We start from the raw sequence: 16,541 nt of genomic DNA, 5'->3' as shown, positions 1-16,541 counted from the left end.
TTTTTAAAGTCAGGATAATCCGGTTAAGATAAGTTGGTGGAAAAAAAATGATTGATACCCATGCTCATGTGGATTTTAAAGATTTTAATAAAAACCGGGAAGAGGTTATAAAAAGAGCTAAAGATAAATTAATGGCTTTAATTAACTCTGGAGCTACGTTAGGAGGTAATAGGCGTGCTTTAGAACTCTCCAAAAAACATAAAGGTTTTATATATCCCACCTTAGGTTTTCATCCAGTTAATTCTTCCAAAGCCGAATTCAAAGTAGTAGAAGAAGTTATTGATTTAATTGAAGATAATATCGAAAAGGCGGTGGGTATTGGGGAAGCCGGTATGGATTACTATCATGTTAAAGACCTGGAAGGGCGTCGTAAGCAGGAAAAAGTATTTAAGTTATTTGCTAATCTGGCTGCAGAGTATGAACTTCCACTGGTTATTCATGCTCGGGAATGCGAAGAGAAGGCCTTGAATATAGTAAAAAAATTTAATTCCATACCTGAAGTTGTATTCCACTGTTACAGTGGGGACTACCAAACTGCTCAAAAAATTATAGAAGAAGAGTATTATGTGTCCTTTTCAACCATGATATGTTTTTCTAAACATCACCAGGACTTAGCTGCCAAAATCCCTTTAAAATCCATTTTAACTGAAACCGATAGTCCTTACCTATCTCCATTTAAAGGAGAAAAAAATGAGCCTTCTTTTTTATATGAAGCTGTTAATAAATTAGCTAAATTACAATCATTGCCTTTTAAAAAGGTGGATAAAATTACAGAAAATAATGCGAAATATGTGTTCAAAATCTAGGTGGATTATGCCTAAAAAAATATTTTTTATACTATTTTTAATGATTTCATCAGGTACCCTTATATTTGTTCTATCAGGTAATTTCAGTACTTATGAAACTGAAAAGGTATCCTCCCTTAATTCTTCTAATTTAACCATGATGTTTACCGGGGATGTGATGTTAAGTAGAGGAGTAAATAGTGCATTAGAATCTAATGTTAATGTATTCAATGATTTAACACCTCTTTTTAAAAGTTCAGATATGGTAGTAGTTAATCTGGAAGGCCCCTTTACCCGGGTTACTACTCCTACCAAAGCAGTTATTTCTTTAAAGTAAAACCAGAATATGCTAAATTATTAACAGAAAACAATATTAAAGTTACTTTTTTGGCCAACAATCATATTAGGGATTATGGAGAAGAAAGCTTAGATGAATGTATGCTACTCTACAAAAAAATAATATTTCCTATGTTGGAGCCGGAAGTAACCTTGAAGAAGCCATAAGGCCCACCTATGTAGAAAAAAAAATGGTTCGACAAGGTAAATTAATATTTTATAGTTTAGGAAACCGTATATTCGATGCGGTAACTCCTGCAGCAACAAAATCCATGGTGGTTGAATTTAAGATTAAAAAGGGTGATGCTGAAATTATTTTACACCCTATTTACATATCCAATAGTCAGACCTTCTCATGGACCAGAATACTGGCGAAGAATTTCTAAGTAACCTGCAATCCATTTCCAGTCCAGGTATAACAATAAAAAATGTTAAAAAAATTATATTCCTGAAAGACTAATTATAATCCAGATTAATTAATTTTAAATAGATTTTAATCCTCTTTATTTTCAAAGACCTCTTTAGCTATCATGATACCATTTATAGCAGCAGGAAAGCCCGCATATACTGCCATTTGAATTATAACTTCTATGATTTCTTCTTTACTACATCCCACATTTAATGCGCCATTTATATGACTTTTTAGTTGTAATGGGGCAGTTCCCATGGCAGTAAGTGCGGCTACAGTTGCTATTTCTCTTGATTTTAAATCAAGGTTTTTCCGAGTATATATTTCTCCATAGGGAAACTCAGCCACGAAACGAGCAAGATCAGGAGCTATATCATCTAAATTTTTCTTTAATAGTTCATAAGAGTCTTCATTCATTAATTGAAGTTGTTTTAATCCTTTTTGATATCGTTCCGACATTATAATCTCCTCTTATAATTCCGTGCTTAAATTTGTTTTAAATGTATTTATAATATCTATTTGTTTTTTTAGTAAATCATTAATGAGATATATATTCTAAGTGATTAGACCATCAATAATTATTATCCTTTCTATAAAAAAAATTAGTTTTAACCAATTAAAATCTATGTAATAAAAAAATATTAGATAAATTATTATAATTAATCCCGTCATAATCAATTATCAACAAATGAGGATAATAAATTTTTATTCTGATTAATCGGATAGATATAACAGCCCTTTAATTACAGAGCTATAAATATATGATAAAGGTGATAGATTTTGCGACCTCATGTTATCCTGAATGCAGCCATGACCCTTGATGGTAAAATTGCCACAGCCAGTGGCAGCTCGGAAATATCCGGATCTGAAGATTTAGAAAGAGTCCATGGCATGAGAAAAGAGATGGATGCTATCATGGTGGGAATTAATACCCTCTTAATAGATGATCCTCGCTTAACTGTTCATAAAATCCCATCAACAGTAAAAGATAATCCCACCCGTATTGTAGTGGATAGTCAGGGTCGTACCCCCCTTTCCTCCCGGATTTTAAATAAGGATGCCCCTACTATAATTGCTGTTTCTAAAATAGCTCCTCTTGAAAAGGTTGAAAAGCTAAAAAAGAAAGCTGAAGTCATCATTTGTGGAGAAAAAAGGGTGGATCTTGTTTGTTTAATGGAAGAATTAAAATTAAGAGGATTGGATAATTTGATGTTAGAAGGAGGATCAACCCTTAATTTTTCCATGTTATCCTCTGGTCTGGTGGATGAAGTTAGAGTGGCCATAGCCCCTATGATTGCAGGTGGAAGTCAGGCAAAAACTCTGGTAGATGGGGAGGGATTTGATTTAATGAAAGATGCCTTAAAATTGAAATTAAATAAGAGTTATCTGCTTGGTAATGATTTAGTTGTAGAGTATTCTGTTAAAAATCCTGAAAAAATTTTTTAAAATGAATTTAAAATTTAGATCAAACCCCTTTTCTTTAATAATATTTCTGGATTTTTAGTTAATGCTTTTTCAACTTCCTTTTCAGGCAGTCCTGCCCCCAGGCCATAACTGTAGGCAGTTTCATAAGAAATCAAGTCTCCAGGTGCATGGGTATCTGTATCGATCACCAAAAGTGCCCCTACATCCAGGGCCACTTTACCCACATGCCCATTACCCAGGGAATGTCCCCTTCGAGAGGTTATCTCCAGACAAATATCATTTTCCCTGGCTATTTCAGCTTCTTCATAAGTTATAAGCCCTGGATGAGCCAATATATCCACTTCAGGACAGTTTACCGCTGCCCAGTTGGTTCCCTCTATTACTGGTTCTACCAGAGTTTCACCATGAACCACGATAATTTCTGCCCCTATATCCCGGGCATTATTAGCTAATTTATCAATTATTTCTGCAGGGGCATGAGTTATTTCTGCACCAGGGATTACTTTGATGCCCCAGTTATCATTAATGTCATCTACCGCATCAATTATACGGCCCACACAATCCATGTTGGTGGCATCCACATGATCAGTAATAGCAATAGCTTTGTGATCCAATACACAGGCCCTTCTTGCAATTTCAGAGGGCAATAATTCTCCATCACTAAAAAGGCTATGAATGTGCAGATCTATTCTTTGAGTAATTCTAAATCCTCCTGATGGTTAAAAAAATAATTTTTTATAAATCCCGTAAGGGTTATAGAATAATATTGGGAACTAATTATTTTAAGTTTCTCATTAGATATACTAATTAATTGATAATCTAAAAGTTGTGATCTAATGAAGTGTTCCATATTTGTACCATCACATATAACCGGTTTTTTTCAAATAATTGACAATCCTAATCCAGTTAAAAAAGGATCCCGGGGAGCAGGAGTAGTGATGGATAAAGGAGTCATAACCACACTGAAATCTTCAAGAAAAGATGAAAAAATCACCGTAAAAATAAATGGAAAAATTGACAGATTACCCGACTCCATAACTCACCAGACCATAGAATTAATACAACAAAAATTTAGTCTGGATTCTGGTTTTAAAATAGAGCATGAAGTACAGGTTCCCATAGGATGTGGTTTTGGTACATCGGCTGCCTGTGCTTTGGGAACTTCTTTAGGATTATCTCACCTTTTTAATTTGCCTTTTAACCATAATAAAGCAGCAGAGATTGCTCATAATGCAGAAGTAATTTTAGGTACAGGTTTAGGTGATTTAATTGCAGAAACATGCGGAGGTATTGTATTAAGGATTAAAGAAGGACCCCCGGGATTTGGAAAATTAAACCAGATAATCACCGAACCACTGTATGTAATTGCCCATACTAAGGGAGATATGGATACTTCTTCCATTATTCAAAATCCAGTGCACCAGAAAAGAATTAATCAAACCGGATCAGGTATGCTTAAATCATTGTTAAAGGAACCCCGGCCTGAAAAGTTCATGTCTTTATCCCGTCAGTTTGCAGAAAAAACTTCTTTGATGAATAAGGAAATAAAAGAAATGGTGGACCTTTTAGATGATGAAACCATAGGTGCTTCTATGGCCATGCTGGGAAATACTGCATTTGCACTATCCAAAACTCCTGATTCAAGTATTGAAAATCCTATTGTAGGAAAAATTGATTTTTGTGGAAGCCGGTTTAGGGAAATTTAAAAAAATTATAAATCTAAAAAATTGTTTTTAACAAATTATATATTGCCCATTATATCAAATAGAATATTGGAAGCTTTTAAAAGCCCTAAAAGCATGATGAACAGATTTGTGGATTCTATGATAAAAATTGTATATGATATTAAAATCTATCGTGAAAATATAAAGCGAATCATCGAAAAAGACGATGTTGTGGTAGAATTAGGGTGCCATGTTGGTAATTCCACCAGAATGATAGCTGAAAAAGCATTTCAGGGTAAATTAATAGCTATAGATAACAGTCCAGAAGCATTACCCTGTATGAATAAGTTAATGGTAGATTATCCTTACTTAGAATTCATAAATGCAGATGTGAGACTTCATGAAACTCTGGAGTATGTATTTAAGAAAATCAAAAGATGCGATGTATTATTGATTGATTTAGGAGGCGGATACCATCCGGATACCACATTCAAAGTTTATTTCATATGGTCTTCTGCATTAAAACCAAAAAAGACCATAATAAGAAATAGGGGACTGGTAGATTTTGTTCTTTCCTCCCAAACAGAGGAAATAATAAGTTCAACTGAGGGGTGGTTGGAATCCAGTGGTGATGCTGGCATTCCCCCCAGTATAAAGGAATTTAAGCTATGGTCAAATAAGCTATAGTTAGTGTCTATCTTTCATAAATTTAAGACTAAAATTATAAAAAATTAATATCATTAATGGCAATAATATATTTGGAGGGGTGTGCATGATAGGTAAAACAATCAGAATTGAAAGGATCATTGACCGGAAAACCGGAAAAAGCGTAATAGTTCCCATGGACCATGGTGTTTCCATTGGCCCGGTACCAGGTATCATCGATATGACTGAAACCATTGATGAAGTTGCCAGTGGCGGTGCAAATGCAGTTTTAATGCATAAAGGAATGGTAGACTGTGGACATAGAGGATATGGTAGTGACATAGGACTCATAATACATCTTTCAGCCAGTACATCTCTGGGATCAGATCCAGACCATAAAGTTCTGGTTACTTCTGTAGAAAAGGCCATTAAATTAGGTGCTGATGCAGTTTCAGTACATGTAAATGTAGGTTCAGAAAGAGAGCCAGAAATGTTAATTAAATTGGGAACAATTTCTGAAATCTGTGATGATTGGGGCATGCCCTTAATTGCTATGATGTACCCCCGGGGAAAGAAGATTTCCGATGAACACAATGCAGATGTGGTAAAATTAGCTGCCCGGGCTGGTGCTGAATTAGGTGCAGATATTGTTAAAACAAATTACACCGGAGATCCAGATACATTTAAGGAAGTAATTGATGGATGTCCTGTTCCAGTAGTAATTGCCGGTGGTCCTAAAGTGGAAACTGAACAGGAATTACTGGAAATGGTGAAAAATTCAATTGAGGTTGGTGGGGCAGGTGTGGCCATAGGAAGAAATGTTTTCCAGGCAAAATCTCCTCAAAGGACCACTCGAGCAATCTCAGAGATTGTTCATAATAAATTAGATGTGGATGAAGCTTTAAAAATAATTAAAGGTTGAAATATTATAAGAAAATAACTTAGAAGGTAAATCTATGAAATTCGCTTGGATTATGGCCCCTGAAACAGAATGGGAAGAAAAAAAGAGTTACATTACCACTGCACTGGAATCAGGAATTGATCACGTTCTGGATTTGTCTGATGTTGAAAATATCAGGAAATTAGGAAGTATAAATGTTATATCAAATCAGGACGATGCAGATATAATTTTAGTGGGAAAAAATGGTGAAGGTGACGGGACCCTCCATCTGCCTATAGATTTAGATGATTCAAAAGATTTAGCCGTTGCTTCCAGTTTTAAAAGAAAATCTAAAATTGTGGCGGCCTATGTAGAAATTGACAGTAAAAAACATGAAGAACTGGCCAGAAAATTAGGTAGAGTTGTAGATTACCTCATTTTAGTAGGTAGTGACTGGAAAGTTATTCCTCTGGAAAATATTATTGCCGATTTGCAAAAAGAAAAAGTAAAAGTAATTGCTGCAGTTTCTGATTACGAAGAGGCCAGATTAGCTTTAGAAACACTGGAACATGGCACTGATGGTATTCTTATCCAACCCCAGCATTACTCGGAAATTAAAAAAATTGCAGAATTACTGGATAAAATCAAATCAGAAAATTATGACTTAAAAGTAGCCACTCTAACCCGTGTAGAGCCAGTTGGTTCTGGAGACCGGGTATGTATTGATACCTGTTCTATAATGAATGTAGGGGAAGGTATGCTTATTGGTTCCTATTCTAAAGGACTTTTCCTGGTCCATAGTGAATCACTAGAAAGTGAGTATGTTGCCTCGAGGCCTTTTAGAGTGAATGCCGGTCCGGTACAGGCCTATGTCATGACCCCTGATAATAAAACCAAGTACCTCTCTGAAATTGAAACGGGTGATGAAGTACTTATTGTAGATGATAAGGGAAAAACTAAAAACGCCATTGTGGGTCGGGTAAAAATAGAAAAAAGACCTTTGATATTATTAGAAGCAGAATATGAAGACACTAAGATTAAAACTCTACTTCAAAATGCAGAAACAATAAGACTGGTAAGTGATGAAGGTGAAACAGTTTCTGTTTCAGATTTGAAAGAAGGTGACAAAGTTATGGTTTATCTGGATAAAGGAGCCCGACATTTTGGTATGTCCATTGAGGAGAGCATAATAGAAAAATAATTTCTATTCCTGTTTTTTAATTTTAAGTAATTATTATTAAAGCCTGCTCCTCTTATTAAATTCTTTTTTAGACTAAATTAAAAATTTTTTTTAAATCCATCAGAACTTATAGATAGAATGAAAAACTTATAAATAAGTACCGGGTTTCTACCCGGATCGTTTTTGAGAATCCATTTCTCTTAAGAAAAAAATTAAAGAGAAGGTGAGGATATGAGTGATTCTTCAGTTATAAGAACCTTTTTAGCAGCAGATATTGATAAATCTTTAAATGCAGGTATAGTGGATGTTCAGGAAAAACTTAAATCGGTAGAAGCCCCGGTTAAGTTTGTTGAAAGTGAGAATTTGCACTTCACCCTTAAATTTTTTGGAGATATTTCTAAAGATAAAATAAATGAAATATCATCTGTAACTGAAGAAAAACTAAAAAATCATGATCCATTCTCTATTTCTATTGAAGGAATGGGAGTTTTTCCAAGTTTAAGATACATAAGAGTATTGTGGATTGGTACTAAAGATACTGATTCATTTTCCAGCATGCAAAAAGATCTGGATGATGAATTTATTAAAATGGGATTTTCTAAAGAAAGAAGTTACCTGCCCCACCTTACCATTGGACGTTTGAAAGGTTCTGCCAATAAAGAACTTTTAGTGGAGAAAATTGAAGAACTAAAAGAAGTTAAAATAGGTAATATGAAAATTGATCAGTTAGTCCTTAAAAAAAGCGAACTAACACCTGAAGGTCCCATATACACTAATCTGGAAGTATTCAAACTTTAATATTTTTTTAAATACACTTTAATCTTTTATATTATTCGAACATCAACTTAATTTATTGATGAGGCATCAGATGAATTACGATTCTATTTTAAGTTATATCAAACCAGATAAAAAAGAAAAAACTGAAGTGGAAGAATTATCTAATAAAATCATAAATTTGCTGGATAGTCTGTCCTTAGAAAAAGATATTCCATCTAAAGCGGTTCTGGTAGGTTCAGTAGCCAAGGGTACCTGGCTTTCTGGAAAGGCAGATATTGATATATTTTTAAATTTCCCACTGGATACTTCACTGCAGGATTTAAAAAAAAATGGTCTACTTTTAGGCCATGAATGTATTAAAAAAATGGGTGGTGTAGCTGAAGAACGTTACGCCTCCCATCCCTATGTTACCGGTACCATTGAGGGATATGAAATAGATTTTGTACCATGTTATGCTATCAAAAACTCCAGCGAGCTAAAATCAGCCGTTGATAGAACCAATCTCCATAACATCTACATCCAAGAGAACTTGAAAAAAGACCAGTTAAATGAGGTCTTACTTCTTAAAAAGTTCATGTATGGTGTGGAAACATATGGATCTGAATTTAAAGTTGGAGGATTTGCTGGTTATCTATGTGAGTTACTTATATTAGAATATGGTACTTTTGAAGGGGTATTAAAAGCTGCTGCCCATTTATGGAAACCCGGCTTGATTATTGATCTGGAAGATTACCATACTGGAGAAAATTTTACAGAACCCCTGGTGGTGGTGGATCCGGTGGATAAAAACCGGAATGTTGCTGCTGCTTTAACACTCCAAAAGATGTCAGAATTTGTAGCAGCCTCTAGAAATTTCCTGGGTAATCCTAAAGAAGATTATTTTTCAAAAATAAACTTAAAGGGGAATTTCAAATTAGTTGAGAAACTTTTAACAAACAGAGGTACCGAAACCATTTTAATTTCTTTTAAACCTCCGGAAATTCCCTCTGATGCAATTTATCCTCAGTTAAAAAAAACATCGGATTCTATTTCCCAAAAATTGTCTGATGAAGGTTTTATAGTGGAAAATAAGGGATACTGGACAGATGAAGTTGATTTGGCAGTACTGATTCTGGAATTAAGTTCAGGGAGTCTTCCGGAATATAAAAAAAATGTGGGGCCAGAGTTATGGAATGAGTTCCATAGTACCAAGTTTCTGGAAAAATATGGCAATAAGGCCTATCTGGAAAAAGATCGCTGGGTAGTGGATATTCCCCGAAAACAAAGAGATGTTTACCGTTTCCTGAATTATTATCTGCAAAAGGAAAATATACATCATTTAAAAACAGGAAAACATCTTAAAAAGAAAATATTAGAGCATTATGAAATTCAGAATATATCTGATTTTATGGGGAAAACTACCCATCCAGAAATTTTAGAGTTTCTATTTAGATTTTTAAATCCAGGAGTGCATTTATGGAGATAAAAAATAAGGGAGTATAATTTAAATAAATATTAAACTTCTTTTCGTTCTAATACAAACTTAGGAACTGCTTTTTTTATTGGATCGAACTTTTCTAGATTTTGAACCTCCATACACCGCATGGAGACCTTGGAGTGTAGTGAGGAAGGCAATCTTAAAATCCTTTTCAGGTCAATTGATACCTTGGCATCAATTAAGCCCATATTAAGTTTTGAAATACCTTCCACTAACTTCTTATAGCGTATAGGTCCGATTTTATTTTTAAATAAACCCCATTGATCTTCTTCCAGAAGATGGCGGTTTTTTATAACATCTTTTAATAATCTAGGATTTACATTTTCAATACTTTCCTCCCCGGTAAGGTGAAGAATAACATATTTCATCCTGCTGGTGAAAACTGAAGGATATCCCAGAGGTATGGTAAAATGTTCCAATTCATAGGGTTTTTGTCCCTGCTCGGGGCCCAGAAAATATTTATTTTTCGGATTTTCCGCACCACTAACATATTTAAGTACCTGGGCTCTAACATCACTATCAAACTGCATTATTTCCGGGTCCAGTACCCGGATATGGTATCCTCTCCCGGAATAAATTACATGAATATTTTTTAAACCTAAATCACCCTTCAAAGTATCCAGTATATCTTTTACAATAAGAAGAGCTTCATTTAGACATATTTCACAGACACCCTCACAGTTACAGGATCTTACTGGCAAATCTTTGGCATCAACATCAAAAACCAGTTCTGATTTTTGCCAGTCCCCTCTTTTCCATGGTTTATTATAAAAAGCCACCGAGCAATAAGCTGCAAATGGTGATCGGTACCTTAGAAATTTTCTTAATTGATCCTTATTTTTAAAAATCTTATAACGGTCATTAGGGCCTTTTCCCAGATGATCAAACCCAAATTCCCTTTTATTTAATTCCTCAGTTATAAATTCAGGTAAGTCATCCACCTTCCATTCTTCCCGATAATATCTTTTACGTTCCTCTAAGCTGGCTGCTTCAAAAATTCAAATCACCTGGGAGTTATAATTATAAATTTATCATTTCTGAGGTTATCATGAAATCATTTAATCTATTTTCCTGCTAATCTTCCTTTTTAGTGGATTTATCTTTTTCTTCAGGAGATTTTGAATCAGGGGATTGATTCATTATCCATTTTCGCCGGTTGTAATAAGAAAGGGGATTGCTGATCTTTTTACAGTCTTTATCTGGTTTACATAAAACCGGGAGGTGTATCTTTATCTTTTCACAACTCATGGGAGTATACCATTTACTTTCGCCTTCATTATTTAAATCAGGCACCCTATGTACACCAAAACCTAATTTAGCCGTTATATTCAGTTTTTCCTGAGGGTCATCTTCAAAAAGAGGGGGAGTGCAGCGCCCAGCCGCTTCATAAATTACAGGCAATATCTCGTTATTAGTTATTTTAAGTCCTTTATCCAGATCTGAGATTTTTAAATTAGTTTCATTTTTAAAAACTGAGGGGTATAATCTTGCATAAGATATAAATGAGGTTAAAAGGAGTACAATGGCATCATTACGGTTTCCAGAACTAACTCCATCAATAGTATTTTTTATACACGGTGGGAAAGCTTCTCCTACTAATTTAGAGGCCTGGATATCACCACTTCCTGAAAAAATAGAAGTCCTCTCCTTTAACATTTTAGAGATTTCATCTGCAATCACAATTAAAGAGGGATGGGCTTCAATATTGGATGCCATTTCATGGACTTTAAGTAGATAGTTTTCTGTATTCTGCATTATCATCCGGTTAATTATAAGTTCTTTTATTTGATCCCCAATCAAAATATCGTACATCTTTTCCGGGACTCTTCCTATGATTTTATCTGAAAATCGATATATGAAATCCTCTTTATCTAAAATAACCTCTCCTTGATCAATTATCAGGTCAGTTAAATTGATTTTTCTAGAACCAAAAAGTTCGCCCAGGGAAGTCCAGGAAATATTATCCAGAGGAATGAGCTGGTTTAGAAGTTTAGCCACCACCTCCTTTCTCAAAGATGTGCTTAATTTTTCCAGTCTTTCCTGGACTAATTGTCCCTGGGATTCAATAAAAACTCTGCTTTCCCTGGAATTAGGATTAAATCTTATCCCGATAGATTGAGCAGCTATATAAAAAGATATAATATCATAGATGGCCATATCAGGGTTCATCAAAAATGAGTAGTCATTATGATCATATTTCTTATCATTTTTTTTCCTTACAAACCATTCCAACCTTTTCACCGCTAATTCAGCCAGAGTATGGGGTATTAGCTCATCATTAGAAATATTTTGAGAATTGGTATGGGCTATGATATCAATTAAATCTTTATTTTTATTGAATAATTCTTCTAATGAACTTTTTTCCCTGACAATCTGTTCTGCTTCCTCAGAAAATGGATTTAAAAATGATAACAAAACCATAGTTCTATTTTGGTACTACCAATAATAAAGTTGATTATAATAAGGCTGCTATTATAAAAAAATTCAAAAAATGATGTCCCTGTTTTATGCCTTAGAAATATTAAATAGAGTTTATTAGACTATTTTAGTTAATTAAAAGATGCAGAAACTTTATAATAAAAAAATAAGTCTATTAAAAGTTAATAAGTAGTTCACTAATCTTAAATCATCATATTTATATATAGAAATAACTTAAAATAGGATATATTTCTAATATTTTATAAAGTAACTTTCCTTTAACTAATCATAATTAAATTCGTGCTTAATTGGCTCATTTTTTTTAAATTGAACCGATGGCTTAAAGGACATTATATCCCAATTTTTGTGTAAGGAGGATTAAAATTTGAGTAAAATATTCATCACATGTGCACTACCTTATGCTAATGGCCCTACTCATTTAGGTCATTTAAGGTCCACTTATATACCTGCAGATATTTATGCTCGTTATAACCGGATGAAAGGCAGAGATGTTCTTTTTGTCTGTGCAACTGACGAGCATGGTACCCCCATAGCTGTAAAAGCTGAAAAAGAAGGTAAAAAACCTTTTGATATTGCCAGTAGATATTATGGAATGATAAAAAAAGATCTGGATGAGTGTAATATATCATTTGATAATTTTAGTCGGACCACAGATAAAGTCCATTATGATATTGCTCAGAACTTCTTTTTAGATCTTTATAAAAAGGGTTTCATCTATGAAAAAGAGATAAAACAGCCCTACTGTAAGGAATGTGTCAGGTTTCTTCCAGATAGATATGTGGAAGGAACCTGTCCCCAATGCGGTGTAGAGGGTGCCCGGGGAGATCATTGCGAATCCTGTGGTCGGCATCTGGAACCCACCCAGCTGGTGGATCCTCGCTGTTTAATCTGTGAAGGCGAACCTCTAATAAAAGAATCTCAACACTATTTCTTCAAATTAAGCTATTTTCAGGACGATATTAAAAATTGGATTGTTTCTAATGATGAAATGCCTGCTAATGTTAAAAATTATGCTCTCCAATGGATTAAAGAGGGTTTGAAGGATTGGATACTCACCAGAGATATGGATTGGGGGGTGCCCGTACCTCTGGAGGATGCAGGGGGTAAAATAATATATGTATGGGGAGAGGCATTCCTGGGATACATATCTTCAGCAGTGAAATGGTCACAAAAAACCGGTACCCCCTGGAAAAATTACTGGGATGATAAAGCAATCCACTTTATTGGGAAAGATATTATTTACCACCATTCCATATTTTGGCCAGCTTTGCTGATGGCTTATGGGTGTACTCTGCCCCAGAATATAATTGCAGGAGAATACCTATCTCTAGAGGGCCAAAAGATGTCTACCAGTAAAAACTGGGTTATATGGACTTCTGATTTTATTAAAAACTTCGAAGTAGATATCTTAAGGTATTATTTAACCATAAATGCTCCTTTAACACGGGACACTGATTTTTCATGGGATGATTTCCAGAGAAGAGTTAATGATGAGCTAGCCGATGTTTTAGGAAACTTTTTACACCGCACTTTCTCTTTCACCACCCGTTTTTTCCAGGGTAAATTACCAGAACTAACTTCACCGGATAGAGAGGATGAAGAATTTGAAAAAATCATAACAGATGCCCCCACCCACATAGGAGATCTTCTGGAAAATTATAAATTCCGGGAAGCGCTGGTGGCTATAATTAAGCTGGCCAAGAAGGGAAATAAATATTTTAATGATCAGGAACCCTGGAAAGCAGTGAAAGATAACCCTGAAAAGGCTGGCAACTGCCTTTTCTTATGTAATCAGCTGGCCAAAACAATTTCCATGCTGATTTATCCCTATATGCCTTCTAAATCTGAAGAAATTAGAAAAATATTGAATTTAGAAGATGAAGAATTATCATGGAAGGATGCCAGTAAATTTATGGTACCGGGACACACCATTAACCAATCCAAGCCATTATTCCTCAAAATAGATGATGATATAATTAAAATTGAAAAAGAAAAACTTTACCACAGCCTGGAAGAAACTAAAGAGGAAGAAACTATGAAAAAATTAATTAGTATTGATGATTTTGCAAAAATGGAATTTAAAATAGGTAAAGTAATTGCTGCTGAAACAGTTAAAGGTTCCAGTAATCTACTGAAGCTGCAGGTAGATTTAAAAGATAAAAAAATTCAGGTAGTTGCGGGTCTATCTCAAAAATATTCTCCTGAGGATATTTTGAATAAAAAAGTGGTGGTGCTGGTAAATCTGGAACCTGCCAAGTTGTTTGGTGTTAAATCAGAAGGTATGATCCTGGCCACTTCAGAGAGTCTCTCCCTCTTAAGTGCTGAAACCGCAGATATTGGTGAAATAATAAAATGAATGAATCTGTTCTAATTGGTAAATCCGAGAAATTTCTGGACTACCTTCAAAAGCAGGAATTAAGCTTTAAGGAGGTCTGCCATCTGGAGGGATTTCTTGAGATTTATCAAAACCTTAACCATAACCTGGAAGAACTCCAGGATTTAAGAGAAACTATGGAAAATAAGGGTTATAAAGCCCCTTATCGTTCTCTTGCCCGTTACGGTTCATCTCCAACTGCTGAGGTTATGGTGGAAGAAATGCATGATAGCAACCGCCATTCCCAGTATTTTAGAATGAAAGCGGCTGCAAAAAAAAATATTCTGGACCGGGTTAAGTCATCTATTTCCTCCCATAAAATTGCCATGGGTAATCTGGAAGAGTACGGATTGATTAAATGTAAGTCATGTTCTAAAAAATATCGTGTTTTTGAAATATACTATCAAAATAATTCTTTTTCACCCTGTTCCTGTAATTCATCTAACTTTGAGTTAGAAGTAAATAAACAGGGGGTCTGGCAGCTGGGCATTATACCTCATCTTCCCTTATCTGGAGATTATATGGTTAAAATGTCTCATTTAACTGCCTGGGGCCGGGAATCATTTAAAAAAATAATCAAAGTTCTTAAACAAGAAAGGAAAGGCGTAGTCAAAACCATATCTTTAGTTATAAAAGTAATGGAATCTGGCAGATGGATCCGGAAGAGGATAACCATTGATGCAGAGGATAATGAAAATTATGAAAGAGATTTAAGGAATAAATATGGTTCAAATATGCGCATTGAATTTTTACAGTTTCATCGTAAAAAACCAGCCATACTTAATGACCGGCATACCAGAACCGCCCTGGCTTTATCCTATGTGCAATTTGCCGAGAAAATTGTAGAGGAGATAGAAGAAAAGGTAATTTCACATTATATTAAAAACCCTGCCAAACTCCAGTTATATGATGATCTGGTTTTAGAATCTAAATCAATAGCAGAAGACCCTTTAGGAGAATTTGAAAACTTAGAGGATATCCAGGAAGAAAAACTCAATAAACTACTTATTGAAAATGGTTTAATGACTTCTTATGGTGATTTTAAAAGGGAGTTGCAGCAAGACCTTAATTCTAGAGCCCGCTTAGAAAAAAAAATTTTTCCAGGTATCTCCCTGACCATGATAATGTGGGATATAATAAAATATTATTTAAGTACTTCCTATGACCGTAGAAACAAATTTTCAGGTCCTTTTCCTTATTTACGTCCTAATATGGACAGAAATCAGATAAAAGTATTTCAAGAATTTGATAAAGAAGTGGTGGATATACTAAAAATTTTCAATAACGAGAATATTGAATATATTCCCCATATACAGAATATAGTGGCCAAAAAATTTGATATGGAACAAAAAATGAAAGGTTTGCATATGAAATCAAACCCTCCAGCATTTGGAGCGGCAGTTTTAAGCCTGGAATCTGAAATTCCAATAAATAGATGTGCTGAGCTATTTTCTGTTTCCCTGGAAGAGTTAAATATGGAAAAGAGGAATATTGAAACTTTTGGAAAACCCAGCACCACCAAAGCTAAAAAGTTTTTGGAAATGATAAAAAAGTAGAATTCCCTGGAGAATGTTTACATATAACTTCATTAATCCTGATTATAAAGAGACTTGATTATTATCTGAAATTTCCATTTAAGAATATTTAATAAGATTTAAAATGTGATTTAATGTCTTCTGAGGATGTATATGTTAACCAGCCCCTGACTTCCCGGAAAATTATGGAGTTACTTGATCAAAATCCGGATTTGAAAAGAATACGCTGCCCCCATAGTCTTTATAACAGAATATCCCCTAAATATTTAGAAGCCCTGGAAGAATTAGGAATTGAAGTCCTGCCCCTTAAAAATAAAGGCCGGCCTCGAAAATACAACGATGAACATCGTTATAAAGTTAATAAACTATTAAAAGAAGGTAAAACACCGCAACAGATTTCAGGACAAATGCAAATTCCTCTAAAGACAGTTTACTATCTAAAAAAGGGAATGGAGCTAAAAAAAGGACGGAAGTTTAAATATGATAATAAAATAAGATTAAATATTAAGAATATGGCCGAAAAGGGGCACTCCGCAAGGGAGATATCTAACAAATTAAACATACCTTTGAGAACGATTTATTATATACTGAAACGGTGATCTAATGGGATTTGAG

16 protein-coding genes and 1 pseudogene are annotated in these 16,541 nt (G+C 34.5%); 13 read left to right on the top strand and 4 right to left on the bottom strand.

All coding sequences use genetic code 11. From position 1 onward, the window contains the following. Positions 1-47: 47 nt before the first annotated feature. The 3 genes and pseudogenes from HYG87_RS09885 to HYG87_RS09870 all read left to right on the top strand — a co-directional run bounded on the left by HYG87_RS09885 (position 48) and on the right by HYG87_RS09870 (position 1,507). Positions 48-806: a TatD family hydrolase gene (locus HYG87_RS09885; RefSeq protein WP_211532997.1), complete on the top strand. Its 759-nt coding sequence runs from the start codon at positions 48-50 to the stop codon at positions 804-806. Continuing rightward, a pseudogene (locus HYG87_RS11100) lies at positions 781-1,289 on the top strand (CapA family protein). The gene HYG87_RS09885 and the pseudogene HYG87_RS11100 overlap by 26 nt, the downstream one beginning before the upstream one ends. Continuing rightward, entirely contained in the window at positions 1,220-1,507 is a 288-nt protein-coding gene (locus HYG87_RS09870; RefSeq protein ID WP_211532995.1) for a hypothetical protein, read from the top strand. Before HYG87_RS11100 ends, HYG87_RS09870 begins: the two are co-directional and overlap by 70 nt. Before the next feature lie 107 nt (positions 1,508-1,614). Here HYG87_RS09870 and HYG87_RS09865 read toward each other — a convergent pair whose 3' ends face one another. Continuing rightward, positions 1,615-1,989 carry a carboxymuconolactone decarboxylase family protein gene (locus tag HYG87_RS09865; protein WP_211532994.1) on the bottom strand — a complete coding sequence of 125 codons (375 nt, stop codon included), beginning with the start codon at positions 1,987-1,989 and terminating at the stop codon, positions 1,615-1,617. 321 nt (positions 1,990-2,310) lie between these two features. On the opposite strand from HYG87_RS09865, the gene HYG87_RS09860 reads away from it, so the two are divergent. Beyond that, complete coding sequence (locus HYG87_RS09860) at positions 2,311-2,976, top strand: 2,5-diamino-6-(ribosylamino)-4(3H)-pyrimidinone 5'-phosphate reductase (RefSeq protein ID WP_211532993.1); 666 nt, start codon at positions 2,311-2,313, stop codon at positions 2,974-2,976. Between the two features lie 14 nt (positions 2,977-2,990). Here the strand turns inward: HYG87_RS09860 and HYG87_RS09855 are convergent, their stop codons facing one another. Continuing rightward, positions 2,991-3,656 (bottom strand): histidinol phosphate phosphatase domain-containing protein, encoded by a 666-nt coding sequence (locus tag HYG87_RS09855; RefSeq protein ID WP_211534305.1) that lies wholly within the window; start codon positions 3,654-3,656, stop codon positions 2,991-2,993. 135 nt (positions 3,657-3,791) lie between these two features. On the opposite strand from HYG87_RS09855, the gene HYG87_RS09850 reads away from it, so the two are divergent. The 6 genes from HYG87_RS09850 to cca all read left to right on the top strand — a co-directional run bounded on the left by HYG87_RS09850 (position 3,792) and on the right by cca (position 9,566). Beyond that, positions 3,792-4,661 (top strand): pantoate kinase, encoded by an 870-nt coding sequence (locus tag HYG87_RS09850; protein WP_211532992.1) that lies wholly within the window; start codon positions 3,792-3,794, stop codon positions 4,659-4,661. A 117-nt stretch (positions 4,662-4,778) separates the two neighbouring features. Then, a complete protein-coding gene (locus HYG87_RS09845; protein ID WP_211534303.1) occupies positions 4,779-5,306 on the top strand; it encodes a class I SAM-dependent methyltransferase in 528 nt (175 codons plus the stop codon). Positions 5,307-5,391: 85 nt separating this feature from the next. Next, positions 5,392-6,186 carry a 2-amino-3,7-dideoxy-D-threo-hept-6-ulosonate synthase gene (locus HYG87_RS09840; protein ID WP_211532991.1) on the top strand — a complete coding sequence of 265 codons (795 nt, stop codon included), beginning with the start codon at positions 5,392-5,394 and terminating at the stop codon, positions 6,184-6,186. Between the two features lie 34 nt (positions 6,187-6,220). Beyond that, positions 6,221-7,345 (top strand): 3-dehydroquinate synthase II, encoded by a 1,125-nt coding sequence (locus tag HYG87_RS09835; protein WP_211532990.1) that lies wholly within the window; start codon positions 6,221-6,223, stop codon positions 7,343-7,345. 210 nt (positions 7,346-7,555) lie between these two features. Then, positions 7,556-8,122: an RNA 2',3'-cyclic phosphodiesterase gene (gene thpR, locus HYG87_RS09830; protein ID WP_249164849.1), complete on the top strand. Its 567-nt coding sequence runs from the start codon at positions 7,556-7,558 to the stop codon at positions 8,120-8,122. A gap of 70 nt (positions 8,123-8,192) precedes the next feature. Next, complete coding sequence (gene cca, locus HYG87_RS09825; RefSeq protein WP_211532989.1) at positions 8,193-9,566, top strand: CCA tRNA nucleotidyltransferase; 1,374 nt, start codon at positions 8,193-8,195, stop codon at positions 9,564-9,566. 29 nt (positions 9,567-9,595) lie between these two features. On the opposite strand, the gene priS is transcribed toward cca, so the two are convergent. After that, positions 9,596-10,576, bottom strand: coding sequence for a DNA primase catalytic subunit PriS (gene priS / locus HYG87_RS09820; RefSeq protein WP_211534299.1), 981 nt, complete (start codon positions 10,574-10,576; stop codon positions 9,596-9,598). 76 nt (positions 10,577-10,652) lie between these two features. Next, the gene (gene priL, locus HYG87_RS09815) at positions 10,653-11,999 is read right to left on the bottom strand and encodes a DNA primase large subunit PriL (protein ID WP_211532988.1); all 1,347 of its coding nucleotides are present in this window, start codon (positions 11,997-11,999) and stop codon (positions 10,653-10,655) included. A 382-nt stretch (positions 12,000-12,381) separates the two neighbouring features. On the opposite strand from priL, the gene metG reads away from it, so the two are divergent. The 3 genes from metG (at position 12,382) to HYG87_RS09800 (ending at position 16,525) form a co-directional block, all read left to right on the top strand. After that, positions 12,382-14,373 carry a methionine--tRNA ligase gene (gene metG, locus HYG87_RS09810; protein ID WP_211532987.1) on the top strand — a complete coding sequence of 664 codons (1,992 nt, stop codon included), beginning with the start codon at positions 12,382-12,384 and terminating at the stop codon, positions 14,371-14,373. Beyond that, positions 14,370-15,947, top strand: coding sequence for a DUF530 domain-containing protein (locus tag HYG87_RS09805; protein WP_211532986.1), 1,578 nt, complete (start codon positions 14,370-14,372; stop codon positions 15,945-15,947). The genes metG and HYG87_RS09805 overlap by 4 nt, the downstream gene beginning before the upstream one ends. 113 nt (positions 15,948-16,060) lie before the next feature. Continuing rightward, the gene (locus HYG87_RS09800; RefSeq protein ID WP_211532985.1) at positions 16,061-16,525 is read left to right on the top strand and encodes a helix-turn-helix domain-containing protein; all 465 of its coding nucleotides are present in this window, start codon (positions 16,061-16,063) and stop codon (positions 16,523-16,525) included. The last annotated feature ends 16 nt before the right edge of the window (positions 16,526-16,541 follow it).

This window comes from Methanobacterium alkalithermotolerans, assembly GCF_018141185.1.
Lineage (GTDB): Archaea > Methanobacteriota > Methanobacteria > Methanobacteriales > Methanobacteriaceae > Methanobacterium_F > Methanobacterium_F alkalithermotolerans.
Note: the sequence above shows the minus strand (reverse complement) of the source record. Positions and strands in the feature narration are given on the sequence as shown.

Coding starts and splice junctions, on each gene's coding strand:
- HYG87_RS09885 (WP_211532997.1), top strand. CDS start 48: ATGATTGATACCCATGCTCATGTGGATTTTAAAGATTTTAATAAAAAC.
- HYG87_RS09870 (WP_211532995.1), top strand. CDS start 1,220: ATGTATGCTACTCTACAAAAAAATAATATTTCCTATGTTGGAGCCGGA.
- HYG87_RS09865 (WP_211532994.1), bottom strand. CDS start 1,989: ATGTCGGAACGATATCAAAAAGGATTAAAACAACTTCAATTAATGAAT.
- HYG87_RS09850 (WP_211532992.1), top strand. CDS start 3,792: ATGAAGTGTTCCATATTTGTACCATCACATATAACCGGTTTTTTTCAA.
- HYG87_RS09845 (WP_211534303.1), top strand. CDS start 4,779: ATGATAAAAATTGTATATGATATTAAAATCTATCGTGAAAATATAAAG.
- HYG87_RS09840 (WP_211532991.1), top strand. CDS start 5,392: ATGATAGGTAAAACAATCAGAATTGAAAGGATCATTGACCGGAAAACC.
- HYG87_RS09835 (WP_211532990.1), top strand. CDS start 6,221: ATGAAATTCGCTTGGATTATGGCCCCTGAAACAGAATGGGAAGAAAAA.
- thpR (WP_249164849.1), top strand. CDS start 7,556: ATGAGTGATTCTTCAGTTATAAGAACCTTTTTAGCAGCAGATATTGAT.
- cca (WP_211532989.1), top strand. CDS start 8,193: ATGAATTACGATTCTATTTTAAGTTATATCAAACCAGATAAAAAAGAA.
- priL (WP_211532988.1), bottom strand. CDS start 11,999: ATGGTTTTGTTATCATTTTTAAATCCATTTTCTGAGGAAGCAGAACAG.
- HYG87_RS09805 (WP_211532986.1), top strand. CDS start 14,370: ATGAATGAATCTGTTCTAATTGGTAAATCCGAGAAATTTCTGGACTAC.
- HYG87_RS09800 (WP_211532985.1), top strand. CDS start 16,061: ATGTCTTCTGAGGATGTATATGTTAACCAGCCCCTGACTTCCCGGAAA.